This window comes from Pantoea sp. S62, assembly GCF_016658625.1.
Lineage (GTDB): Bacteria > Pseudomonadota > Gammaproteobacteria > Enterobacterales > Enterobacteriaceae > Pantoea > Pantoea vagans.
This window is the reverse complement of record NZ_JACVVI010000023.1, coordinates 1-22471: the sequence shown is the minus strand read 5'-3', so window position 1 is coordinate 22471 and position 22471 is coordinate 1. Positions and strand designations below refer to the sequence as shown.

25 protein-coding genes are annotated in these 22471 nt (G+C 55.5%); 15 read left to right on the top strand and 10 right to left on the bottom strand.

Annotated elements, in window-relative coordinates; all coding sequences use genetic code 11:
- The first annotated feature begins 84 nt into the window (after window positions 1–84).
- Entirely contained in the window at window positions 85–1296 is a 1212-nt protein-coding gene (locus tag IBT54_RS22835) for a diguanylate phosphodiesterase (protein WP_013357725.1), read from the top strand.
- A gap of 227 nt (window positions 1297–1523) precedes the next feature.
- Window positions 1524–1757 carry a DUF4060 family protein gene (locus IBT54_RS22830; protein WP_013357724.1) on the top strand — a complete coding sequence of 78 codons (234 nt, stop codon included), beginning with the start codon at window positions 1524–1526 and terminating at the stop codon, window positions 1755–1757.
- 49 nt (window positions 1758–1806) lie between these two features.
- Here IBT54_RS22830 and anmK read toward each other — a convergent pair whose 3' ends face one another.
- Entirely contained in the window at window positions 1807–2928 is a 1122-nt protein-coding gene (gene anmK, locus IBT54_RS22825) for an anhydro-N-acetylmuramic acid kinase (RefSeq protein ID WP_110331854.1), read from the bottom strand.
- A gap of 282 nt (window positions 2929–3210) precedes the next feature.
- Between anmK and slyB the strand changes: the two genes are divergently transcribed.
- Complete coding sequence (slyB, locus tag IBT54_RS22820; protein ID WP_013357722.1) at window positions 3211–3678, top strand: outer membrane lipoprotein SlyB; 468 nt, start codon at window positions 3211–3213, stop codon at window positions 3676–3678.
- Between the two features lie 40 nt (window positions 3679–3718).
- Here the strand turns inward: slyB and slyA are convergent, their stop codons facing one another.
- Window positions 3719–4156: a transcriptional regulator SlyA gene (slyA, locus tag IBT54_RS22815; protein ID WP_010245551.1), complete on the bottom strand. Its 438-nt coding sequence runs from the start codon at window positions 4154–4156 to the stop codon at window positions 3719–3721.
- Window positions 4157–4306: 150 nt separating this feature from the next.
- Between slyA and IBT54_RS22810 the strand changes: the two genes are divergently transcribed.
- From IBT54_RS22810 to IBT54_RS22800, 3 genes are read left to right on the top strand one after another with little or no spacing between them, the layout of a single operon-like run.
- Window positions 4307–4543 (top strand): DUF1656 domain-containing protein, encoded by a 237-nt coding sequence (locus IBT54_RS22810; protein ID WP_013357721.1) that lies wholly within the window; start codon window positions 4307–4309, stop codon window positions 4541–4543.
- Window positions 4544–4548: 5 nt separating this feature from the next.
- Complete coding sequence (locus tag IBT54_RS22805) at window positions 4549–5406, top strand: HlyD family secretion protein (protein ID WP_201253141.1); 858 nt, start codon at window positions 4549–4551, stop codon at window positions 5404–5406.
- Window positions 5403–7403, top strand: coding sequence for an FUSC family protein (locus tag IBT54_RS22800; RefSeq protein WP_095707269.1), 2001 nt, complete (start codon window positions 5403–5405; stop codon window positions 7401–7403). The genes IBT54_RS22805 and IBT54_RS22800 overlap by 4 nt, the downstream gene beginning before the upstream one ends.
- On the opposite strand, the gene IBT54_RS22795 is transcribed toward IBT54_RS22800, so the two are convergent.
- The 4 genes from IBT54_RS22795 to IBT54_RS22780 form a co-directional block, all read right to left on the bottom strand.
- Window positions 7404–7871, bottom strand: a complete 468-nt coding sequence (locus tag IBT54_RS22795; RefSeq protein WP_201253140.1) for a hypothetical protein — start codon at window positions 7869–7871, stop codon at window positions 7404–7406.
- A 129-nt stretch (window positions 7872–8000) separates the two neighbouring features.
- Window positions 8001–8519, bottom strand: coding sequence for a superoxide dismutase family protein (gene sodC, locus IBT54_RS22790; protein WP_013357717.1), 519 nt, complete (start codon window positions 8517–8519; stop codon window positions 8001–8003).
- An 84-nt stretch (window positions 8520–8603) separates the two neighbouring features.
- Entirely contained in the window at window positions 8604–9500 is an 897-nt protein-coding gene (locus IBT54_RS22785; RefSeq protein WP_013357716.1) for an aldo/keto reductase family oxidoreductase, read from the bottom strand.
- A 68-nt stretch (window positions 9501–9568) separates the two neighbouring features.
- The gene (locus tag IBT54_RS22780; RefSeq protein WP_107320176.1) at window positions 9569–9808 is read right to left on the bottom strand and encodes a DUF1289 domain-containing protein; all 240 of its coding nucleotides are present in this window, start codon (window positions 9806–9808) and stop codon (window positions 9569–9571) included.
- 174 nt (window positions 9809–9982) lie between these two features.
- Here IBT54_RS22780 and IBT54_RS22775 point away from each other — a divergent pair, with 174 nt between their 5' ends.
- The 4 genes from IBT54_RS22775 (at window position 9983) to rnt (ending at window position 13040) form a co-directional block, all read left to right on the top strand.
- Complete coding sequence (locus tag IBT54_RS22775; RefSeq protein WP_107319622.1) at window positions 9983–10579, top strand: TetR/AcrR family transcriptional regulator; 597 nt, start codon at window positions 9983–9985, stop codon at window positions 10577–10579.
- Window positions 10580–10629: 50 nt separating this feature from the next.
- Complete coding sequence (locus tag IBT54_RS22770; protein ID WP_201253139.1) at window positions 10630–11727, top strand: alkene reductase; 1098 nt, start codon at window positions 10630–10632, stop codon at window positions 11725–11727.
- Window positions 11728–11843: 116 nt separating this feature from the next.
- Window positions 11844–12251: a lactoylglutathione lyase gene (gene gloA, locus IBT54_RS22765; RefSeq protein ID WP_010245580.1), complete on the top strand. Its 408-nt coding sequence runs from the start codon at window positions 11844–11846 to the stop codon at window positions 12249–12251.
- A gap of 120 nt (window positions 12252–12371) precedes the next feature.
- Complete coding sequence (rnt, locus tag IBT54_RS22760) at window positions 12372–13040, top strand: ribonuclease T (protein ID WP_013357711.1); 669 nt, start codon at window positions 12372–12374, stop codon at window positions 13038–13040.
- A 43-nt stretch (window positions 13041–13083) separates the two neighbouring features.
- Here the strand turns inward: rnt and IBT54_RS22755 are convergent, their stop codons facing one another.
- On the bottom strand, window positions 13084–13419 hold the full coding sequence (locus IBT54_RS22755) for a Grx4 family monothiol glutaredoxin (RefSeq protein WP_179291196.1): 336 nt from the start codon (window positions 13417–13419) through the stop codon (window positions 13084–13086).
- A gap of 364 nt (window positions 13420–13783) precedes the next feature.
- Between IBT54_RS22755 and IBT54_RS22750 the strand changes: the two genes are divergently transcribed.
- Window positions 13784–14593 (top strand): C40 family peptidase, encoded by an 810-nt coding sequence (locus IBT54_RS22750; protein WP_013357710.1) that lies wholly within the window; start codon window positions 13784–13786, stop codon window positions 14591–14593.
- A gap of 47 nt (window positions 14594–14640) precedes the next feature.
- Here IBT54_RS22750 and IBT54_RS22745 read toward each other — a convergent pair whose 3' ends face one another.
- Window positions 14641–14730: a YnhF family membrane protein gene (locus IBT54_RS22745; protein WP_095707274.1), complete on the bottom strand. Its 90-nt coding sequence runs from the start codon at window positions 14728–14730 to the stop codon at window positions 14641–14643.
- Between the two features lie 281 nt (window positions 14731–15011).
- Between IBT54_RS22745 and purR the strand changes: the two genes are divergently transcribed.
- Complete coding sequence (gene purR / locus IBT54_RS22740; protein ID WP_013357708.1) at window positions 15012–16037, top strand: HTH-type transcriptional repressor PurR; 1026 nt, start codon at window positions 15012–15014, stop codon at window positions 16035–16037.
- Here purR and punR read toward each other — a convergent pair.
- On the bottom strand, window positions 16034–16939 hold the full coding sequence (gene punR, locus IBT54_RS22735; RefSeq protein ID WP_201253138.1) for a DNA-binding transcriptional activator PunR: 906 nt from the start codon (window positions 16937–16939) through the stop codon (window positions 16034–16036). The genes purR and punR overlap by 4 nt on opposite strands.
- A 107-nt stretch (window positions 16940–17046) precedes the next feature.
- Between punR and punC the strand changes: the two genes are divergently transcribed.
- Together punC and cfa are read left to right on the top strand one after the other, a co-directional pair.
- Window positions 17047–18249: a purine nucleoside transporter PunC gene (punC, locus tag IBT54_RS22730; RefSeq protein WP_201253137.1), complete on the top strand. Its 1203-nt coding sequence runs from the start codon at window positions 17047–17049 to the stop codon at window positions 18247–18249.
- A 310-nt stretch (window positions 18250–18559) separates the two neighbouring features.
- Window positions 18560–19708: a cyclopropane fatty acyl phospholipid synthase gene (gene cfa / locus IBT54_RS22725; RefSeq protein ID WP_033782942.1), complete on the top strand. Its 1149-nt coding sequence runs from the start codon at window positions 18560–18562 to the stop codon at window positions 19706–19708.
- 326 nt (window positions 19709–20034) lie between these two features.
- On the opposite strand, the gene IBT54_RS22720 is transcribed toward cfa, so the two are convergent.
- Window positions 20035–20694, bottom strand: coding sequence for a riboflavin synthase subunit alpha (locus tag IBT54_RS22720; RefSeq protein ID WP_107319619.1), 660 nt, complete (start codon window positions 20692–20694; stop codon window positions 20035–20037).
- Window positions 20695–20895: 201 nt separating this feature from the next.
- Here IBT54_RS22720 and IBT54_RS22715 point away from each other — a divergent pair, with 201 nt between their 5' ends.
- A complete protein-coding gene (locus IBT54_RS22715; protein ID WP_201253136.1) occupies window positions 20896–22269 on the top strand; it encodes an MATE family efflux transporter in 1374 nt (457 codons plus the stop codon).
- The last annotated feature ends 202 nt before the right edge of the window (window positions 22270–22471 follow it).

Below are 22471 nucleotides of genomic sequence, written 5' to 3'. Positions count from 1 at the left end.
GAAAGTCATACTGGCCCTCGTTTTCCCAAGGAGAAGCTTCTGGTAAGGTGCCTTAACAAAAAATAAAAAATTCCGGAAACCTTTATGTTGTCGACAATCATCTATCGCAGCCACATCACTGAACATGTGCAGCTCGAGACCCTGAATGATTTGGCGCGGAAAGCGAATAAAATCAACAAATCGTCCAGTGTCACCGGAATTTTACTGTTCAATGGCACGCATTTTTTCCAGCTTCTGGAAGGCCCGGAGGCGGCGGTTAAGGCGGTCTATAGCCGGATTTGCCAGGATCCGCGCCACCACAATCTGGTCGAACTGCTGCGCGATTACGCTCCGGCGCGACGTTTTGGTCATGTTGGTATGGAGCTCTTTGATCTGCGGCTGCACGATCAGGAAACCGTGCTGGAGTCAGTGCTGGAAAAATGCACGACGAAATATCAGATGACCTATGCCGATCGTGCACTGCAGTTCCTGCGCACCTTTGTTGAAGCGCGCGAAAAAGAGAACTATTTCGAGATCCCTGCCGCCAGCGGCTGGACGTTTATTCGTAATGAGACAGAGCAGCGCGAAGGCGATGCGGCGCTGTTGGCTACGGATGAAGTCAGCTTTGCGTTTCAGCCTATTGTTGATCCCTTCGCCTGCGAGATCGTTTCACTGGAAGCACTGCTGCGCGGTCCGCAGGGAGAATCGCCGCTCGACTACTTTGCCCGACTGACACGCGAGCAGCTTTATCAGGTCGATCTGCAGTCGAAAAAGATCGCCTTTGCGCAGGCGAAGAAGCTGGGGATTGAGGGGATGACCCTGTCGATCAATCTGCTGCCGATGACGCTGGTAGAAGTGCCCGACGCCGTCCCCTTTTTGCTGGATGAGATTGCGGCCCATGGGCTGGTGCCCGAGCAGGTCATGGTTGAGTTCACCGAGAATGAAATCATCTCGCAGCCGGAAGCGTTTGAAGCCGCCATCAGGCAGCTGAAAGCGGCCGGTATCAGCCTGGCGCTGGATGATTTCGGTGCCGGTTTTGCCGGGCTGTCGCTACTGACCCGCATTCAGCCCGACAAAATTAAGATCGATCGCGCCATCATCTCTGACGTGCATAAAAGTGGGCCGAAACAGGCGATCATCCACGCCATTCTGAAATGCTGCGCCTCACTGGAGATCGGTGTGATCGCCGAAGGCATTGAACAACCGGAAGAGTGGATGTGGCTGGAAGCCGCGGGCGTGACCCAGTTCCAGGGGTTCCTGTTCTCGGAGCCTGAACTGAATGGCGTTGCGGCCGTGGCCTGGCCGGAGCTGATTTAACCTCCTGCGATTTGGATGATTTTACGTCTCCCTGCCTTGCTGGATCACCCGGCGGCTGCTAAATAATTAACAGCGCCGGAGGATCATCTTTCTGTCATCTTCCCGCGTCACAGTCAGTCATGACCCCATCAGTGATTAAATGTTTAGCAGTCAGATGTTCAGTGTTTAGGCCAGCGCTACGCGCCATGCGTGCGACGTGACTCCAGGGACAGCATTTGAGGAACTGAATGAAGCAAATCATCCGCGGTGATAAAGAACCCTCCCATATTCTGGCAGCGACCCGTGCGCTCGAAGCGCACTACGCCCGCTACGGAGAAGGTAATAAGTACCATCCCATCATCTATTCCATCGCATACCGCAGCCGGTTTTATCAGGTTGAGGTCATTACCCGACGTGAAACCATGGTAGCCACGGTGATTACCGGGGTTCGTAATCTGACGCATCTCTCCGGCGCCGCCTGACGGCCGCCTGCTCGCCTGCGGGGGCAAACTGGCCCCCGCAATCCCCCGCTTAACGCCGGTAGAGGGAATTGGCCGGATAAATTGCGCCTATCACGCTTTTCTCTCGTGCGCCCGTCACCGCAGGCAGATTGCCCGGCAGACCGGAGAGCGTACGGAACGCCAGCCAGGCAAACGCCAGCGCCTCCATGTCATCACCACTGATACCCGCCGCATCGGTGGTCGCCACTTCCGTTCCCGGAAGGTGTGCTGCCAGCCGCGCCATCAGCAGCGGATTGCGACTGCCACCGCCACACACCAGCAGACGATCGCAGCCATCATTGAGTAACACCTGCTGTGTAATGGTGATGGCGGTCAGCTCCACCAGCGTGGCCTGCACATCCTGCGGTGCCAGACCCGGGAAATAGCGCAGATGCTGCTCCAGCCAGCCCAGATTGAAGTGTTCGCGCCCGGTGCTCTTCGGCGGCGGCAACGCAAACCAGGGTTCGCGCAACAGCGCCTCCAGCAGAGCCGGGATCACCGAGCCGCTGCGCGCCCACTGCGCATCTTTGTCATAAGGCTGACCCTGATTGCGCCATATCCAGGCGTCCATCAGCATATTGCCGGGACCGGTATCGAAGCCGCGCACCGCCTGTCCCGGGATCAGCAGCGAGAGATTGGCGATGCCACCAATATTCAGCACCATGCGGCGTTCTGCGGCATCCATCAGCAGCGCCTGATGAAAAGCAGGCACCAGCGGCGCGCCCTGCCCGCCCAGCGCCATGTCACGGCGGCGAAAATCGCCCACCACGGTGACGCCGGTTGCCGCGACGATCTGGTTATTGTCACCAATCTGCAGCGTATTTGGCGCGTCACTCTGGGGCTCATGCCAGACGGTCTGACCATGACAGCCAATCGCCGTGATATCGCTGGCCTCCAACGATTCGCGCTTCATTAATGTCACGACGGCTTCAGCGAAGAGCTGGCCGAGGCGGGTATCAAGCTGACCGAGCTGTGACAGGGTCAGGGACTGACCCTGGCAAATCGCCAGAATGGCCTGACGCAGCGCAGGTGGCATCGGATGGCAGTAACTCGCCTGCTGCGCCACCATATTCTCATCAATGGCGGCCAGCACCACATCCACGCCATCCAGGCTGGTGCCTGACATTACCCCGATATAGCGTCCTGATTTCATAACCATTCCTTACTTCCGGCGGGAAGTGCGATTCATCTGCGGTTAGCCTGACAAATAATGATCGCTAATTCTATGATTAAATTCTTTTTATCCGATCGTGCTGACCAGTAACGTTACGGGACTATTTTTAAACGACGATTGAATTATTGTTGATCTTACATAGTCTATGCTTCGTCCAACCGTGTTTTATTCGGACAGGGATTAATTTGCCAGTTTTGTGTCTTATACTGTGTGCAGGATATAGCGATAAACGTGGCGCCTTCTCGACTAAAGGAGTTTCAAATGATTAAGCGTGTAATTGTGGTCGCTCTGGCCGGTGCGATGCTGGCAGGTTGTAGCAATACCAGTACGCTGTCGGGTGACACCTACAGTGCCAGTGAAGCCAAGCAGGTGCAGAGCGTGTCGTACGGTACGTTAGTCTCTGTGCGTCCGGTGAAAATCCAGGGCGGTGATGAAAGCAACGTCATCGGTGCAATCGGTGGTGCGGTGCTGGGTGGCTTCCTGGGTAATACCATTGGTGGCGGCACCGGACGTAGCCTGGCAACAGCCGGTGGTGCGGTTCTGGGTGGCGTAGCAGGCCAGGGTGTTCAGGGCGCAATCAATAAAACCGATGGCGTTGAGCTGGAAATCCGTAAGGATGATGGCAACACCATCATGGTGGTTCAGAAACAGGCCGCCTCGCGTTACTCCGTTGGCCAGCGTGTTGTCATGGCGTCCAACGGCAGCCAGGTGACGGTTTCACCTCGCTAAGGCTGCAAAACAAAAAACCGACGCCCGGGCGTCGGTTTTTTTATTTCTCTTTGTGCTGAAGTTCGAGAATGTTTTTCTCAAGCCGGGCGATCAGCGTCACCATCTGACTAATCTCTTCCCGACTGATGCCGGACAGAATGTCATCCCGCGTCTCATCAATCACACTCTCAACCTGTTCGATAATCGGCTCCGCCTGCTGCGTCAGCTTAATGCGCTTGGCGCGACGATCGTTGGCGCAGGTCGAACGGGTAATCAATCCTTTCTCTTCCAGTTGATCCAGCGTCCGCACCAGCGAAGGCTGTTCAATACCAATCGCCTTGGCTAACTGAATCTGCGACTGTTCGGGCGGCAGTTGATGAATATTGTGCAACGTCACCCAGTGAGTCTGAGTCAGCTCAAGCGGCTTGAGCCGCTGATCAATCAACGCGCGCCAGATGCGCACCAGGCGAGATAAATCCGTTCCGAGGGGCGTATCCATTTCATCTCCTTATAATTAGCTTGCTAGCTATCAAGCCAGATTTTACACTATTCTGCGAGTTTACAGGACAAATTACAAATCCCGGACCAGGCTACGATTACGCGGCAGCGCGTTCAGTCTGCCGTCTGGGTTAACGAAGGATGTTATCACGTGCTCACTCCTGCTTTTTCAGGTGCTAAACCGCTAACCGATCTGGTCGTGGGTGCCTCGCTTTTTTTCCCGCCGATATTCAAAGCGGTGCTGCTCGGCTTCTTTTTCTGGCTGCTGATTCACCCGCTGGTGCGCGGCTGGATCTACTCCGGCGACGTCTGGCATCCCACCCTGTTTGATCTCTCCCTGTTTGTGCTGTGCGTTACCGCCGCACTCTGGCTCATCGGTCACGGATAATCGATATGAAATTTAACGCGGTAAAATACTTTTCAACGCTGATTGTGTTTGCGCTGGCGCTGCTGGCCGGTGGCTGGCTGTGGAACTACTACATGCAGTCGCCCTGGACGCGTGACGGAAAAGTGCGGGCAGAACTGGTGGATATTACGCCTCAGGTGTCGGGCCGGATTACGCAACTGAAGGTCAGAGACAATCAGTTCGTGCATCAGGGCCAGCTGCTGTTAACACTGGACCCGGTGCCATGGCAGATTGCACTCGACAACGCTGCCGCTCAGCTCAGCAAAGCGCAGGCGGACCTGGCGAAAGCGCAGCATGAATATCACCGGCGCAGCAGCCTGCCGCGTAACATCATCTCCGCCGAGGATCTGGATGCGGCACGCTTAAGCGCGGAAGCCGCCGCCGCCAGTGCCAAAGCCGCACAGGCGGAGCTGGAGCGGGCGCGCTGGAATCTGCAGCAGACGACGCTGACCGCACCGACAGATGGCTGGATCACGAATCTGACGCTTCGTCCCGGCAACTATGCGACAGCGGGGTCGCCCCTGTTTGCGCTGGTCGACAGCCACTCTTATTACGTCTTAGGCTATTTTGAAGAGACCAAGCTGCGCCATATTCACGCTGGTGCGGCGGCTCAGGTGGTGCTTTACAGCAATGGCATGCGGCTGCAGGGCCAGGTGGATAGCATTGGCCGCGCTATTTATGACCAGAGCATTGAGACCGACAGCGGTCTGGTGCCCGATATCAAACCCAACGTGCCCTGGGTGCGGCTGGCGCAGCGGGTGCCGGTGCGCATTCGTCTCGATCCGCTCCCGGCTGATGCCAGTCTGGTTGCGGGCACCAGCTGCACCATCACCATCCAGCCATGAATGTTCAGTGGCTGGCCTGGGATCAACTGCCCTGGATTAAGGCGAACGGCGGTCAGTGGCGCTATGCGTTGCGTAATGCTATCGCGATGTGTCTGGCGCTGAGCATCGCCTATGGTCTGGATCTTGATGAGCCTTACTGGGCGATGACCTCCGCCGCCGTGATCAGCTTTCCTACCGTGGGCGGCGCGATCGGTAAAAGTCTGGGCCGCATCGTCGGCAGTCTGCTCGGGGCCACCGCCGCGCTGCTGATTGCCGGACATACTCTGAATGAGCCCTGGCTGTTTACCTTTGCGATTGCCGGCTGGCTGGCGCTCTGCACCGGCATTGCAAACCACTACCAGAACAATGTCGCCTATGCCTTTTCGCTGGCGGGTTACACCGCCGCTATTATTGCCTTCAGCAGCGTCAACATCACTGATATCACCTCGCTGTGGACGATCGCCCAGGCTCGCGTCTGTGAGGTGATCTCCGGTATTCTGTGCGCCGGTTTGATGATGATGGTGCTGCCGAGCACCTCCGATGGCGAAACGCTGATTACCTCCCTGAAACAGATGCATGCGCGATTGCTGGAACATGCGGTATTACTGCTGCAGCCCTCGGCCAGCGATACCATTCGCACCGCACATGAAAACGTCATCAGCCAGATCCTCACCATGAACCTGCTGCGCATTCAGGCGTTCTGGAGCCACTACCGTTTTCGCCGACAGAACAACGTCCTGAACTATGTGCTGCACCAGCAGCTGCGACTTACCAGCGTGCTCTCCAGCCTGCGCCGCATGCTGCTCAACTGGCCTGACGCGCCAGAGGCGCTGTTTGAGGCGCTGCAGCAACTGCTGGCGGAGCTGGCAAAACCGGCGTGTGATAAATATCGTCTGGCGCAAATCCTGCGCAGCGTGACACCCGCAGCGGATGGCGACTACCGGCAGCGCGCCTTTTGTCAGCGGCTGCGCTACTTCTGCTGGATGTACCTCAACGTGCTGCGCTGGATCCGTCTGCTGGATCGCGCCGATGCCGATACCCGCTTTCAGCCACCGCCGGTTCCGGCGCTGGCGCGTGACAGTGACAGTGCCGAAGCGGGCTGGAGCGCCCTGCGCACCTTCTGCGTGATCGTACTGGGCTGCGCCTTCTGGATTAATACGCAATGGTCTTCCGGGGCCTCGGCGCTCACCCTGACCGCCATTGCCTGCGTGCTTTATGCCTCTGCCCCTTCACCCGGGGGCAGCGTCACGCTGCTGCTGAAAACGCTGCTGTGGCTGTTTGCATTTAGTTTTGTGATGAAGTTTGGCCTGATGGTGCAGATCGGTCAGCTATGGCCGTTTTTACTGTTTCTGTTTCCGTTGCTGGTGACGCTGCAACTCTTCAAGCTGCAGCAGAAACAGCGCGCCGGGATGTGGGGGCAGTTCATCGTCTTTATGGGCTCGTTTATCGCGGTGACTAACCCGCCCACGTGGGATTATCAGGACTTTTTTAACGATAACATCGCCAAAGTCTGCGGAGTGCTGCTCGCCTGGCTGGCGTTTCAGATCCTGCGGCCCAGCTCCGATGCGCGGCGCAGCCGGCGGCATATCCGGGCACTGCGGCTGGCGTTTCTCGATCAGCTGCGGCAACGACCCCGGCTCAGCGAGAGCCGCTTTGAATCGCAGATTTATCATCGCATCAGCCAGCTCAGCCATAGCCGGGATGAGCAGGCGCGCGTCTGGCTTCTGCGCTGGGGCGTGGTGCTGCTCAACTGTTCGCATATCGTCTGGCAGCTGCGTGAATGGCGCGCCGGTTCAGCAACGCTGATGGCATTTCGCGATAACAGCCTGCAAAATTTACAGCAGATTATCAGCAGCCGCGGCGTACGACACAGTTCGCTGGAACAGATGCTGACGGAACTGGAAGCGACCATTACCGCGTTACTGGCGCTGGAAAACAATGAGGCCAGCGAACTGGCAGGGATTATCTGGCGATTACGCTGTTCGCTGGCACAGCTGAAGCAGGCTGTGCCGGAGTGATTACTGGCAATACTGCTGCTGTTGACGGTTAAAATCATCCTGCAGCTGTTGCAGCGTTTTATGGCCCTCGAAGCGGGTTTTATCCATCTCGGTCATCGGTTCAATCACCAGCGCTTTCTCATCAGGTGAGAAGATAAAGCGACGCGTCAGTTCGGTGCCGGTAAAACTCTGACCGTGAATGCCACCGCACACCATGGTCATGGTGCGGCGATAAATTGTGGTGTCAGTGAAATTGGTTTCAGTGGCGCTGCGAAAAACCTGATCGCACCCCTGCGCTTCCAGCTTGCGCACCATGTTCCGACTGAGCCATTCACGACCTTTGGCGAGCTTTTCACAGGTGACACGCATCTTGCTGGTATCAATGGTGCGCTGAAGCTCCCGTCCGGTTTCAGTGACCAGTTGCGTATCATTGGGTTTATCGCATCCCACCAGCAGCAGACACAGCAGTAATGCACCCTTGAATTTCATTTTCCCGCTCCTTTCCTCATCACGCTTTCTTACCTGAATCAATATCATAGGGGGGAAATGACGGGGATGGTATAACAATTCATAAACAGGCGGGATAAAAAGGGCGGCTATTGCCTGCCGCCCGGAAATTCAGATAACGCCGCAGGCATAACGTGCCCCGCCGCCGCCCAGCGGTGCAGGATGATCGGCATGATTATCTCCGCCAGCATGCACCATCAGCGCTTTGCCTTTGATCTCTTTTAACGACTTCAGCCGTGGCGCCAGCACCGGATAGGTGGCACTGCCTTTCTCATCAACATAGATCGCGGGCAGGTCGCCCAGGTGACCTTCAGCATACGGCCCCAGATGTTTGCCGCTGTTAGCCGGATCCAGGTGACCGCCAGCCGCACCGGCGGCGACCACTTTCCCCTCAGATTCACCCGGTTCACAGCTGCCTTTAGCATGGACATGAAAACCGTGAATGCCCGGCTTCAGTCCCTGCAGGTCCGGCGTAAACTGCAGACCATACTGGGTCTCGTCAATCTTAACGGTGCCCAGCGATTTGCCAATCCCTTCAGCGGTAACCTGATGGATCGTAACCTGCTCGCTGGCAGCCTGTGCTGAGCCGCAGGCGATCAGCGCAAAAAGCGCAACTGCTTTCATTTTCATGTTGACTCCATTTGTATCCCAGGGTTTGAGATAAGTCTGGTCGCTGTTGCACTATTTTGCCGAAGATTGACGCAGTTTTACGCTTCAGGGCACATCAAATCCCAGCGCCGCTTTGCGAATACGGAACCACTGCTGCCGCGACAGGGATAAATCCAGTGCCCCGGCGGCTTCGCTAACGCGCGCCGCTTTGCCTGAGCCGATGATCGGCAGAGGCCGCGACGGCAGCATCAGTATCCAGGCATAGACCACCTGCTCCAGACTGGTGGCACCGGTTTCCTGCCGCACCACCTCCAGTTCATTACGCAGGGGCTGGAAGTGAGGATCGTTGAACAGACGTCCGCCGCCGAGACAGGACCAGGCCATCGGACGAATGCGCAGTTGCTGGCACTGATCCAGCGATCCATCCAGCAGCACGCTTTGCTGCACGGGTGAAATCTCCAGCTGATTCGTGACCAGCGAGAACGGCAGACGGGATTGCAGCAGTGAAAACTGGGATGGTGTGAAATTCGAGACGCCAAAATTCAGCACCTTGCCGCTTTGATGAAGTGCCATAAAGGCTTCAGCCACTTCGTCAGCCGCCATCAGCGGATCGGGACGATGGATCAGCAGCAGGTCAAGACGATCGGTGTGGAAATGGCGCAGCGAGTTTTCAGCACTCTGCAGGATATGATTTTTGTCGGTAATGTAGTGGCCAATCTGATGTTCAGGTCGGGCGCGGGTGGCAATGCCGCACTTGGTCACAATCTGAAGCTGATCGCGCAGTCCGGGAGCCAGCTTCAGCGCCTCGCCAAAGGCCGCCTCACACTGGTAGTCGCCGTAAATGTCCGCATGATCAACGGTGGTAATGCCGAGCCTCAGATGGTGCTCAATAAACGCAACCCGCTCCTGCGGCGACATGCCCCACTCCATCAGACGCCAGTACCCCATAACCAGCGGTGAAAAATCGGGGCCCTGTAAAGCGATGGCCTGCGGTTCTAACATGACGTTCTCCCTGTTGCGCGTTGGCTGTAATTAATGTGTCAGAGAGTATAACGGAAAGCGGAAAGTCGTCAGAATAACTCCGGCTGTTGTGGCTCGGGTGGCTCTTCGCCTTTCTGCTGCCGCTGCAGGCGCAGACGACGCTGCTGACAGAGACGAATGACTTCCCGCTTTTGCGCATCGCTGAAGCGCAGCCAGTTGAACCGCTCATCGCGGCTGCGTAAACATCCCAGGCAGTAGCCACGTGCATCGGTCTGGCAGATGCCGCGACAGGGGCTGGGAACCGGGAAAAACTCAAGCTGCTCGGCCACCATGACTCCGGATTAACAGAATAAACAGTCCAGTAAAAAGCGTAGCCTGGATGCACAGGAATTAAGCTTTGCCCCGTCAGAATTATCCTTTTCTCTCACGGGTGAGTTAACACTCTGTGCCAAATGCACGGTGCAGCGTTGCATTAGACCAACCGGTCTACTACTCTCTCTGCCATGAATAAGACGCTACAACGCAATGAAACCCGCGAACACCTGCTCCAGACAGGTGAACAGCTCTGTCTGCAACGCGGCTTTACCGGAATGGGCCTCAGCGAACTGCTGACGCAGGCGGCGGTGCCGAAAGGCTCCTTCTACTACTATTTCCGCTCTAAAGAGGCGTTTGGCGTGGCGTTACTGGAACGCTACTTTGCGCGTTATCTGCAGGATGTTGAGTTACAGCTCAACCAGACAGACGGCACACCGCGTGAACGTCTGCTAAATCATTTTCGTGCTGCGGTTGAGCTGTTTGTGCAGCAGGGACACATTGTCGGTTGTCTGGGCGTGAAAGTTTCTGCTGAGGTCTGCGATCTTTCAGAGCCGATGCGAGACGCACTGCAGCAGGGTGCAGGAAAGATTACCGCGCTCTATGCCCGGACGCTGATTGCCGCAGAGCTGCAGGAGTCGCTGAGCCTGCCGCAGCCTCCGGCGCAGATGGCAGAGTTGCTGTCGCTGTTATGGCTGGGCGCCAGTCTGCAGAGCAAAATTTCCCGCGAGGCGCAGCCACTGCGTCTGGCACTGAGTACCATCGAACAGTGGCTTGAAAGCCACTGATTTTTAAAAAACGTGTTTGTAGACGACTGGTCTACTAATCAGGAGCTATTATGGCGAGTACCCAGCTGTTTCGTCCGCTGAAAGTCGGCGCAATTACTGTCCCAAACCGCGTATTTATGGCACCGCTGACCCGTCTGCGCAGTATTGAGCCAGGCGACATCCCTACCCCGATGATGGCGGAGTATTACCGTCAGCGCGCCAGCGCCGGTCTGATTATCACCGAAGCAACCCAGATCTCTTTCCAGGCAAAAGGCTATGCCGGTGCGCCAGGCTTACATACGCAGCCACAGATTGCCGCGTGGAAAGTGATTAACGAAGGTGTCCATCAGGCAGGCGGTCATACCGCCGTACAGTTATGGCACACCGGTCGTATCTCGCATAATAGCGTGCAGCCGGAAGGCAAAGCACCGGTAGCGCCATCCGCCATTGCTGCGGGTACGCGTACGTCACTGCGTGCTGAAGATGGCAGCGTCTATCGCGAAGACACCTCTGTACCGCGCGAACTGACGGTGCCGGAGATCCAGCAGATCGTGGCCGATTTTGGTCAGGCTGCGGCGAATGCACGTGAAGCAGACTTCGACCTGCTCGAGCTGCACTCCGCGCACGGCTACCTGATGCACCAGTTCCTGTCACCGGGTTCAAACCAGCGTACCGACGAATATGGTGGCAGCATCGAAAAACGCGGTCGCTTTGCGCTGGAAGTGGTCGATGCGGTGATCGCCAACTGGTCAGCCGATCGCATTGGTATCCGCGTCTCGCCTATCGGCAGCTTCCAGAATCTGGACAACGGTCCGGATGAAGAAGAAGCGGCGCTGTGGTACATCGGTGAGCTGGCAAAACGCAACATCGCCTATCTGCACCTCTCTGAACCAGACTGGGCCGGCGGCAAGCCTTACACCGACGCCTTCCGTCAGAAAGTGCGCGATCTCTTCCCGGGCGCCATCATTGGTGCCGGTGCTTACACCGTTGAGAAAGCGGATGATCTGATTGGTCGCGGTCTGATCGATGCGGTTGCATTTGGTCGTGATTACATTGCTAACCCGGATCTGGTTGAGCGTCTGCAGCAGGATGCCCCACTTAACCCACAGCGCCCGGAAAGCTTCTACGGCGGCGGCGCGGAAGGTTATATCGACTACCCGACACTGTAATCTGTTTGGGCTGCCGTCCGGGACGATGACGGCAGCCATTATTCAATGGCGATTTTCGTCGCTATACTTAGCGCCTGGGTCATCCGGCGATGGCGTTTTATTTAAAAGAGGATGTTATGCGTTTACTTCATACCATGCTGCGCGTTGGCGATCTGCAACGTTCAATCGATTTCTACACCCGTGTGCTGGGCATGCGCGTGCTGCGTCAGAGCGAAAACACCGAATATAAATATACCCTGGCGTTCGTAGGCTACACCGACGAAAGCGAAGGTGCGGTGATCGAGCTGACCTACAACTGGGGCGTTGATAAATATGACCTCGGCGATGCTTATGGTCACATCGCGCTGGGCGTCGATGACGCAGCAGCAGCCTGCGAACGTATCCGCAAAGATGGCGGCAATGTGACCCGTGAAGCGGGCCCGGTTAAAGGCGGCTCCACCATTATTGCCTTTGTTGAAGATCCCGATGGCTACAAAATTGAGCTGATCGAAAACAAAGATGCCGGTAACGGCCTGGGCAACTAAACCTGCCCCTCAGCCCGCCTGACCCGGTGGGCTGAATCCCTTTCTCTGCGCTTCATCTGCTGCACCCGTCCCCGTTTTTTGCCATAATACGCGCTGCCCTTTTTCTGCAACGAGATCCTGATGTCTGAATCGAATTCCCCTAATGCACTCAATCAACGTTTCCGTGGCTTCTATCCGGTGGTGATCGACGTTGAAACCGCTGGTTTCAACGCGCAAACCGATGCGTTACTGGAGATTGCCGCTATCACGCTGAAAATGGATGAAGAGGGATGGATTCAGATTGACCAGACGCTGCATTTCAACGTCGAACCCTTTGTCGGCTCGCTGCTGCATCCGGAAGCGCTGGCCTTTACCGGTATCGATCCGAGTAATCCGCTGCGCGGCGCGGTGAGTGAATATGAGGCGCTGCACGCCATTTTCAAAATGGTGCGCAAGGGCATTAAAGATAGCGGCTGCAATCGCGCCATTATGGTGGCGCACAATGCCACGTTTGATCTGAACTTTATGTCAGCGGCAGCAGAACGTGCCAGCCTGAAGCGCAATCCGTTTCACCCGTTTGCCACCTTTGATACCGCAGCGCTGAGCGGACTGGTGCTGGGTCAGACGGTGCTGGCGAAAGCCTGTATTGCGGCGGGAATGGAGTTTGACAGTACGCAGGCGCATTCAGCGCTCTATGACACTCAGCAGACGGCGACACTGTTCTGCGAGCTGGTGAACCGCTGGAAACGGTTAGGTGGCTGGCCTCTGCCCTTCGCCGGGGGCGACGCAGACGCCACGACATCCGCATAAGGGATGCCACAATGAAAGAGGCCGACATAATGTCGGCCTTTTTTTATTCTGCTTCTTTAAATTTTTCTGCGGTCTCTTTGATCAGCGACTGCAGTTCACCACGCTGTAACATCTCGACGATGATGTCGCATCCACCAACCAGTTCACCATCCACCCATAGCTGCGGGAAGGTCGGCCAGTTAGCGTATTTCGGCAGCTCAGCACGAATGTCCGGGTTCTGCAGAATATCCACGTAAGCAAAACGCTCACCGCAGGCTGACAGCGCCTGCACCGCCTGTGCAGAGAAACCGCAGCTTGGCAGTTTCGGGGAACCTTTCATGTACAGCAGGATCGGGTTTTCTGCGATCTGGCGCTGAATTTTTTCTACAGTACTCATAATTGCCTTCCTTAATTCGTTACTTCGTGTTTGTTTATTGTAGCGACTTCACAGCGTGACTGAAAATGAGATTTTGCTCCCTGCCCGATTAAATGACCATCATTGTTAAGTCCCGTGCGCAGGACATTTAACTTCAGGTATTAACAGCTGGTAACAGTTTAATAATTCGTAATAATTCCGTTGGTATAACATGCTGAAAATGTTCATTTTCAGTGCAATCACGTGGGCTGCAAAGATTAACATTAAAAGGCATTACAGTTTTTAAGCGAACTGGACTAGAATGGCCTGGGCACTGATCCTGGATCAGATTAATCTCAACTTTGTCGCGGTGCGTAGTGGCCCTGACAACTTAACTAATTAATGGACTATGCGTTTAATCATTACGCTTTTTATGCTGGCCTTTGCGCAACTGTTTTTCAACATCGCCGCTGCGTCGCCTCACGCGCCGGTGAACGTCAATACGCATAAAGCAGAGAAAAAGAGTGCGCGCGACGATGAACGCCGCAAGCGTCGCCCGGTAAAAACGGTGACGAAAAAAACTCGTCTCAGCCCTGACCAAAAACTTAAAACGAAAAAACAAAAAAAAGTCGAACTCACTGCTAAACAGACGCCTGCTAAGAAGACCTCGCTCAAAACCGCCCGTATCAGCAAAAGCAAAGAAAAAAATAAAGAGAAGAAACGCTATGGGCATCAGCGCCAGCTGAAAACCGCTGAGGTCACCACCCGCGAGCCAGGCACGATTAAAATGAGCAAATCCCACCGCCAGCGCTATCAGAAGGCGCGTGAGACCGCAATGACCAAGCTGATGGGGCAGTTGGGTAAACCCTATCAGTGGGGCGGCACCTCTCCACATACCGGTTTCGATTGCAGCGGTCTGGTCTGGTATGCCTATAAAGACCTGGTGAAATTTAAGATCCCGCGTACCGCTAACGAGATGTATCACCTGCGTGACGCCGCGCCGATCAAGCGTGAGTCGCTGGAGAAAGGCGATCTGGTCTTCTTCCGTATTAATGGCCGCGGCACAGCGGACCACGTCGGCGTTTATTTGGGCGATGGCAAGTTTATTCAGTCGCCACGTACCGGCAAAGATATTCAGATCAGTGCATTAGGGGAAGATTACTGGCAGCGCCACTATATTGGTGCCCGTCGGGTGATGACGCCGAAAACGATACGCTGAGCAGCAGAACAGTCAGAAAAAAGCCGGGATAATCCCGGCTTTTTTTATTAGTGCAGAATGGCAGTAAAACTAAAGGCCACAATCATCAGCAGACAGCCGACAGTGGTCATCAAAGCCAGTTTCAAATCGGTACTCATTGCTTGCTCCTTAGTCACACGCTTTGCAGGGATATAGCATTTTCCCACAGGGTCCGGTAAAAATCTCGTTTTATCCGTTCAGCCTTGTTAGAATCCCGCCTTTGTTGCGCAACGCGCGCAACCCTGATTCCGTTTGCGCATCTTTTCAGGCGTTTTTTCTCCGCCAGCCGCCTGTTAACCGGCCAGAAAAGCCGCATTTTTGCGGAAAAAACCCTGAGCAGACGCAAACGTTTAACATTACGCTTATCATAGAGTTAGGTAAGCACTGGAGTCCGATTTTCATGGCAACAATTAAAGATGTGGCGAAACGCGCCGGCGTCTCAACGACCACCGTTTCGCACGTCATCAATAAAACCCGCTTTGTCGCTGAAGAAACACGCGAGGCGGTCTGGCAGGCAATTAAGGAACTGCACTACTCGCCAAGTGCTGTGGCGCGCAGCCTGAAAGTAAACCACACCAAAACGCTGGGCCTGCTTGCCACCTCCAGCGAAGCGCCCTATTTCGCTGAAATTATTGAAGCGGTTGAAAACCACTGTTTTGACAAAGGCTATACGCTGATTCTGGGTAATGCGCATAACGATCTGCAAAAACAGCGCGCTTACCTCAGCATGATGGCGCAGAAGCGCGTCGATGGTCTGCTGGTGATGTGCTCTGAGTATCCGGACGATCTGCTGCAGATGCTGGAAGAGAACCGCAATATCCCGATGGTGGTGATGGACTGGGGCGAATCGCGCGCCGACTTTACTGACACGGTGCTGGATAATGCTTTCCAGGGCGGCTATCTGGCGGGACGCTATCTGATTGAACGCGGACACCGTGATATTGGTGCTATCCCCGGTCAGATGGAGCGTAACACCGGCGGCGGACGCCATGCCGGTTTCCTAAAGGCACTGGAAGAAGCGGGTATTCAGCCGCGTGCCGAGTGGATTGTACAGGGTGACTTTGAGCCGGAGTCGGGCTATCAGGCGATGCAGCAGATCCTGTCGCAGAAGCAGCGCCCGACGGCGGTGTTCTGCGGCGGTGATATCATGGCGATGGGGGCCATTTGCGCCGCCGACGAGATGGGTCTGCGCGTGCCGCAGGATATTTCGGTCATCGGCTATGACAATGTGCGCAACGCCCGCTATTTCGCCCCTGCCCTGACCACGGTGCATCAGCCAAAAGCCCAGCTGGGTGAGAAAGCGCTGGATATGCTGCTTGACCGCATCACCAGTAAGCGCGAAGTGTCACAAACGATTGAAGTCCATCCGACGCTGATTGAGCGCCGTTCAGTGGCAGATGGTCCGTTCCGCGACTATCGCCGCTAATCCTCGCTTAACCACTCCTGATTAAGCGTTTGCGCATCACCCAGATAGCTGAGCAACCAGCCTGTCGCCGGTGATGCGCGATCTTCTGCCCAGCTGACGCAACAGGGGCTATCCGGAAATGCCACCGGCAGCGTCAGTTCGACCAGCTCGCCGCTGTCGAGCAGTGGTCTGGCCATATGACCCGGCACCATCGCCACACACAAGCCTGCCTGCACGCACTCCAGTCCGGTTTGCCACTCCGGCACCACCAGCCTGCGCTGGTTATCCAGCGTCCATGTCATACGACGCGGCAGTGCGCGTGATGTATCTTCCAGCACCAGTGACGGCCAGCTACGCAGCGTGTCATCATCGATCTGGTTCGCCTGAGTCAGAGGATGATCGGGCGCGACCACGCAGCGCCAGTTGAGCGTACCCATATCGCGAAATGCAAACCGTCCGCCTACCGGAATCGCCTGGGTGGCCCCAATCGCAACTTCCACCCGACCGTCGGCCAGTGCATCCCAGACGCCGTTAAAAACTTCATAGCTGATGATCAGTTCCATATCGGGAAAGTGGCGATAAAAATCTTTAACAAGCTGCCGGGTGCGCTGAGGTTTGGCGATGCGGTCAACGGCAATGCTGAGCTGCCCGCGCCAGCCATTGGCCAGTTGCTGACACTGCCGCCGGGTGGCAAGCATTTTTTTGATGACGCTGCGCCCTTCCCGGACAAAATGTTCGCCTGCTGGTGTCAGCACCACTTCGCGATGCTGGCGTTCGAACAGCGGCACTGCCAGCCAGTTCTCCAGCTGACGCACCGTGTAGCTGATGGCAGAGGGCACCCGATGCAGCTCCTGAGCAGCGGCGCTGAAGCTGCCCCCGCGGGCGACCGCGTCAACGACCTCTAATGCATATTCTGACCACATAATCTGCCTTCAAAAATTTTAACAGCAATCGGCAAATATTACCGTTTCACAGCGGCAAACGCACCTTTTACACTCTGCCGCGTTTATCCTGCAAAAATGAGAATGAGATGCTGTCTAATAAAGGATTTATGCCCTATCTTGCCCTGCTGAGCATGCTCGGCTTTTTAGCCACAGATATGTACCTGCCCGCCTTTGGTGCGATGCAGCAAACGTTTAATACCTCGCCGGGCCTGATCAGCGCCAGTATGAGTCTCTTTCTGGCGGGTTTCGCCTGTGGGCAGCTCTTCTGGGGACCGCTTTCCGATCGCATTGGACGTAAACCGGTGCTGCTGGCCGGACTGGCCATGTTTGGCATCGGCTGTGCGGGCATGCTGTGGGTGAATGATATCACTCTGATGCTGGCGCTGCGCTTTGTGCAGGCGATTGGCGTCTGTGCTGCGGCCGTGAGCTGGCAGGCACTGGTAGTGGATCGCTATCCTGCCGCGCGCGCTAACAAAGTCTTTGCCACGATTATGCCGCTGGTTGCGCTCTCCCCGGCGCTGGCCCCGTTGCTGGGTGCCTGGCTCATCGGCCATTTCCACTGGCGTTCGATTTTCCTGGTGCTGACGCTGATTGCGGTGGCGTTGATTCTGACCACGCTGCGCCTGCCCACCGTACGCCAGGAAGCACGCGAGAAAGGAGCCCAGCCTGGCTTTTTCACTCTGCTGAAATCACGGGTTTACAGCGGCAACGTGCTGGTCTACTCCGCCTGTTCAGCCAGTTTTTTTGCCTGGCTGACCGGCTCGCCGTTTATTCTGGCGGATCTGGGCCTTTCACCCGCCGATATCGGTCTGAGTTATGTGCCCCAGACGCTCGCCTTTTTGATTGGTGGATTCAGCTGTCGTGCCCTTCTTAACCGCTTTAATGGCGCTCAGCTGTTACCGTGGCTGCTGGGCATTTACAGCCTGAGCATTCTGGCGCTGTTTGCCGTCGCGCTGTCAGGCGGCAGCACGCTGGTGAGCCTGATGGTGCCGTTCTGCGGTATGGCGCTGGCTAACGGTGCGATCTATCCAATCGTGGTTTCCAGTGCGCTGACGCCCTTCCCGCACGCCACCGGTAAAGCGGCCGCATTGCAGAACACTTTACAGCTAGGACTCTGCTTCGCTGCAAGCCTGGCAGTCTCTGCCGGATTAACACATGCACTGTTTACCACTACGCTGATGATGACGGTGACGATTCTGCTGGCGCTGGTGGGTTACGTCATACAGCGTACCGCAAGCGCACAAACTGTTGTTGCCTCCGCGCAACCTGCCTGCCAGGATAATCACTGACACACTGACTTTTTCGTTAGCCTCCTAACAATAAGTCATTGAATATTGACCCGCGTGAGCATATACTCATCCGGGTCAACAAATCTGTAATAAATCAACAATATAATAACGTAATAATCTGATTGGCACCCTGTTGCCGGGACGGTATTCGCGCGCGTTATTCTTACCCAGACCGACCTGCTGCAGGCTAGTCCAGTCCTCTGTATCACACAGTCAACCGGTGTGCGGAGTCATCCGTACCGTTTCTCAATGCCTGACGAAATTGACTACTCTTTGTTCAGGTTCAGATTGGACAGGTGGTGGAAAAGCTATGAGTTCATCTTATGCAGAAGCAGTGAGCCCTGAAGAAAACCATTGGTATCGCATCGTCCACGAGATGCTGGAAAAAGCGGATATTGAAATTAATGGTTCACGTCCCTGGGATATTCATATTAATCATCCCGGCTTTTTTAAGCGTGTTCTGCAGGAGGGATCGCTTGGGCTCGGTGAGAGCTATATGGATGGATGGTGGGAGTGCGATCGGCTGGATATTTTCTTCCATCAGGTGCTGAAACATAAACTCGATCAGCAACTCCCGCATCACTTTAAAGATACGCTGCGCATTGCCGCTGCCCGCTTAACCAATCTGCAGTCAAAAAAGCGGGCCTGGATTGTCGGTAAAGAGCATTACGACCTGGGTAACGATCTCTTTTCACTGATGCTCGACCCCTATATGCAATATTCCTGTGGCTACTGGAAAGAAGCTACGACCCTGGCGACGGCGCAGGAAGCCAAGCTGGATATGATTTGCCGTAAATTAGCGCTGGAACCCGGAATGTCGCTGCTGGATATCGGCTGTGGCTGGGGCGGACTCGCGGAATTTGCCGCACGTCATTATGGCGTCAACGTGCATGGCGTCACGATTTCCGCCGAACAACAGAAACTGGCGCAGCAGCGCTGTAGCGGATTAGACGTCACGATTCTGTTGCAGGATTATCGCGATCTGAATGAGCAGTTTGATCGCATCGTTTCAGTAGGCATGTTCGAGCATGTCGGGCCGAAGAATTACGCCACCTATTTTGATGTGGTTGATCGTAATTTAAAGCCTGACGGAATTTTTCTGCTTCACACCATTGGCGCGATTAAAACCGATATGAGCGTCGATCCCTGGATCGACAAATATATCTTCCCCAACGGCTGCCTGCCTTCAGTGCGTCACGTGGCGGATGCCAGCGAGCCGCATTTTATTCTGGAAGACTGGCATAACTTTGGGGCCGATTACGACAAAACGCTGATGGCCTGGCATGAGCGCTTTTTGCAGGCCTGGCCGGAGCTGGCCGATAACTATGGCGAACGCTTTAAGCGGATGTTCTCCTATTATCTCAATGCCTGTGCGGGTGCCTTCCGCGCGCGTGATATTCAGCTGTGGCAGATTGTGTTCAGTCGCGGTGTTGAGGGTGGATTACGGGTGGCGCGGTAGTGCTCTGTCATGCAAACGCTGCGAATGCCAAATCATATTGAATCTCACAGCAACGAATAAGCTCAACGCGCAGGGAACAGGGTCAGAAGAGGAAAGCGTCCCGCGCCTGTGACAAAAACGCCGGGAGCGTTTTTGAACAACGCAACGCGTTGGCCCGGCAACGGGCGCACCTCAGGGATGAGGTGCGTAATCGCGCGGGCCGAGCGTGCCATGGATGGCAGATTTTGCGTCTTTCCGATCTGACCCTGTTCCCTGTGATGGCTCGGTAAAACAGCAAAACAGTTCAGATCCTATCACTACTCTCAAAGGCGCTTACACGCCCTTTATTAACTCTCGGAGGCAGGCTGCCCGGTCAGCATACTCATTGCCGCCGCGGCATCGCGCTGGGCTAACACCCGCTCAACGGTCTCTACGATTGCCTGTGTATGCGGATCGATCTCAATGTTGACCCGGTCGCCAAAGGTCTTCGCGCCCAGAGTCGTGCGCTCCAGCGTTTCCGGAATCAGATAGACGCAGAATTTGGTCTTCGTCACATCACCTACCGTCAGACTGATACCGTCGATGCCGACGAAACCTTTATGCAGAATATATTTCATCTGCATCGGATCCTGGATTTTAAACCAGACTTCGCGATTGTGTTCTGACTGGATAATCCTGCAGATTTCAGCGGTGGTCATAATATGACCTGACATCAGATGACCGCCTATTTCGTCGCTGAATTTCGCTGCACGCTCAATATTCACCACATCGCCCTGGCGTAAATCGCCAAGGTTAGTCACGCGCAATGTCTCTTTAATTAAATCAAAACTGACGCGGTCACCTTCTATTGCCGTCACGGTCAGGCAGCACCCGTTATGGGCTACGGATGCGCCCAGCGCCAGTCCTGGCAGGAGCTCTTCTGGCAGTCGGACAGTGTGGGTACGAAACAGTTCTTTTTCTTCAATGGACACGATTTCTGCGGTGCCCTGTACAATACCGGTAAACATAGTCTTTGCCTCTGCGAAGTTTACGCTAGTTTATCACAGCTCCGGTCGGCTGATAGATTTCACCCCACCTCACCCCATTAATGGGGTTCAAAACGCATTGTGTGACAAAGATTGGCGAATTCTGTTACCCCGGTTACACTGGTTCGCGCTATTCCCCGGGCTTTCTGCCCTTTTAATTCATTTAATAAGTCAGGTGTTAACGTGCAGAAGTATTTAACAGAAGCGCGTCAATTGCTGGCCCTTGCGATTCCGGTCATCCTTGCTCAGGTGGCCCAAACCGCAATGGGATTTGTGGATACCATTATGGCCGGCGCAGTCAGCGCCACGGATATGGCCGCCGTTGCTGTCGGCACCTCTGTCTGGCTTCCTGCCATCCTGTTTGGTCATGGTCTTCTGCTTGCATTGACGCCCACCGTTGCGCAACTCAACGGTTCAGGCCGCCGCGAACGCATCGGCGAACAGATCCGCCAGGGCTACTGGCTCGCCTTTTTTGTCTCGCTGCTGATTATGGTGCTGCTGTGGCACGCCGGTTATCTTATCCGGGCGATGCATGACATCGATCCCGCGCTGGCGCTTAAAGCCGAGGGCTATCTGCATGCCCTGCTGTTCGGCGCGCCAGGCTATCTCTTCTTTCAGGTGCTGCGAAATCAGTGCGAGGGGCTGTCGAAAACCAAACCCGGCATGGTGCTGGGCTTTCTGGGCCTGATGTTTAACATCCCGCTGAACTATGTCTTTATCTACGGCCACTTCGGCATGCCCGCGTTGGGTGGCGTCGGCTGCGGCGTGGCAACGGCATCGGTCTACTGGGTGATGTTTATCTGCATGCGCTTATGGGTACGCCGGATGGGCAGCATGCGCGATATCCGGATGGAGAGTCGTTGGTCGCCGCCTTCGCGTCCGATTCTGAGCCGCTTAATGACGCTGGGATTGCCGGTAGCACTGGCGTTGTTCTTTGAAGTCACGCTGTTTGCCGTTGTGGCTCTGCTGGTGTCGCCACTGGGCATCGTTGACGTGGCTGGCCACCAGATTGCGCTGAACTTCAGTTCACTGATGTTTGTGATGCCGCTGTCGCTGGGTGTGGCGACCACCATCCGTGTCGGCTATCGTCTGGGCCAGGGCTCTACCGAGCAGGCAAGAGTCGCCGCCTGGACCGCCCAGGGTGTGGGCATCAGCATGGCAGCGCTGACCGCGATTTTTACCGTGACGTTTCGTCATCAGATTGCCCTGCTCTATAACGACAACCCCGAAGTGGTCACACTGGCGGCGCAACTGATGCTGCTGGCAGCGATTTATCAATTCTCGGACTCGATACAGGTGATTGGCAGCGGGATCCTGCGCGGCTATAAAGACACAAGGTCCATTTTCTTTATTACCTTTATCGCTTACTGGCTGCTGGGACTGCCCGCCGGGTATCTGCTGGCGCTGACCGACTGGCTGGTGCCCCGGATGGGACCAGCGGGCTTCTGGTGCGGCTTTATTATCGGTCTGACCTCAGCGGCGGTCATGATGCTCTGGCGCATCAGACGCTTACAGCGGGCATCTGCGGAAATCATCCTGGCGCGCGCGGCGCGATAACTGTAAAAGCGGGCTATTTATAGCCCGCAATGACGAAAAAAACGACGGTTAGCACAGTTGCTGCTCAGTCATGGCGAAAAAACTATTTTCCCCTTGCCAGGCTTCTGCGCTGCCGTTAATATTCGTCCCCGCTGTCGCCCTGACAGCATGTTGCGCTCTTAGCTCAGTTGGTTAGAGCACCACCTTGACATGGTGGGGGTCG

Bases quoted from the DNA above. Each gene is read 5' to 3' on its own strand.
- IBT54_RS22835 (WP_013357725.1), top strand. From the start codon at position 85: ATGTTGTCGACAATCATCTATCGCAGCCACATCACTGAACATGTGCAG.
- IBT54_RS22830 (WP_013357724.1), top strand. From the start codon at position 1,524: ATGAAGCAAATCATCCGCGGTGATAAAGAACCCTCCCATATTCTGGCA.
- anmK (WP_110331854.1), bottom strand. From the start codon at position 2,928: ATGAAATCAGGACGCTATATCGGGGTAATGTCAGGCACCAGCCTGGAT.
- slyB (WP_013357722.1), top strand. From the start codon at position 3,211: ATGATTAAGCGTGTAATTGTGGTCGCTCTGGCCGGTGCGATGCTGGCA.
- slyA (WP_010245551.1), bottom strand. From the start codon at position 4,156: ATGGATACGCCCCTCGGAACGGATTTATCTCGCCTGGTGCGCATCTGG.
- IBT54_RS22805 (WP_201253141.1), top strand. From the start codon at position 4,549: ATGAAATTTAACGCGGTAAAATACTTTTCAACGCTGATTGTGTTTGCG.
- IBT54_RS22800 (WP_095707269.1), top strand. From the start codon at position 5,403: ATGAATGTTCAGTGGCTGGCCTGGGATCAACTGCCCTGGATTAAGGCG.
- IBT54_RS22795 (WP_201253140.1), bottom strand. From the start codon at position 7,871: ATGAAATTCAAGGGTGCATTACTGCTGTGTCTGCTGCTGGTGGGATGC.
- sodC (WP_013357717.1), bottom strand. From the start codon at position 8,519: ATGAAAATGAAAGCAGTTGCGCTTTTTGCGCTGATCGCCTGCGGCTCA.
- IBT54_RS22785 (WP_013357716.1), bottom strand. From the start codon at position 9,500: ATGTTAGAACCGCAGGCCATCGCTTTACAGGGCCCCGATTTTTCACCG.
- IBT54_RS22775 (WP_107319622.1), top strand. From the start codon at position 9,983: ATGAATAAGACGCTACAACGCAATGAAACCCGCGAACACCTGCTCCAG.
- IBT54_RS22770 (WP_201253139.1), top strand. From the start codon at position 10,630: ATGGCGAGTACCCAGCTGTTTCGTCCGCTGAAAGTCGGCGCAATTACT.
- gloA (WP_010245580.1), top strand. From the start codon at position 11,844: ATGCGTTTACTTCATACCATGCTGCGCGTTGGCGATCTGCAACGTTCA.
- rnt (WP_013357711.1), top strand. From the start codon at position 12,372: ATGTCTGAATCGAATTCCCCTAATGCACTCAATCAACGTTTCCGTGGC.
- IBT54_RS22750 (WP_013357710.1), top strand. From the start codon at position 13,784: ATGCGTTTAATCATTACGCTTTTTATGCTGGCCTTTGCGCAACTGTTT.
- IBT54_RS22745 (WP_095707274.1), bottom strand. From the start codon at position 14,730: ATGAGTACCGATTTGAAACTGGCTTTGATGACCACTGTCGGCTGTCTG.
- purR (WP_013357708.1), top strand. From the start codon at position 15,012: ATGGCAACAATTAAAGATGTGGCGAAACGCGCCGGCGTCTCAACGACC.
- punR (WP_201253138.1), bottom strand. From the start codon at position 16,939: ATGTGGTCAGAATATGCATTAGAGGTCGTTGACGCGGTCGCCCGCGGG.
- punC (WP_201253137.1), top strand. From the start codon at position 17,047: ATGCTGTCTAATAAAGGATTTATGCCCTATCTTGCCCTGCTGAGCATG.
- cfa (WP_033782942.1), top strand. From the start codon at position 18,560: ATGAGTTCATCTTATGCAGAAGCAGTGAGCCCTGAAGAAAACCATTGG.
- IBT54_RS22720 (WP_107319619.1), bottom strand. From the start codon at position 20,694: ATGTTTACCGGTATTGTACAGGGCACCGCAGAAATCGTGTCCATTGAA.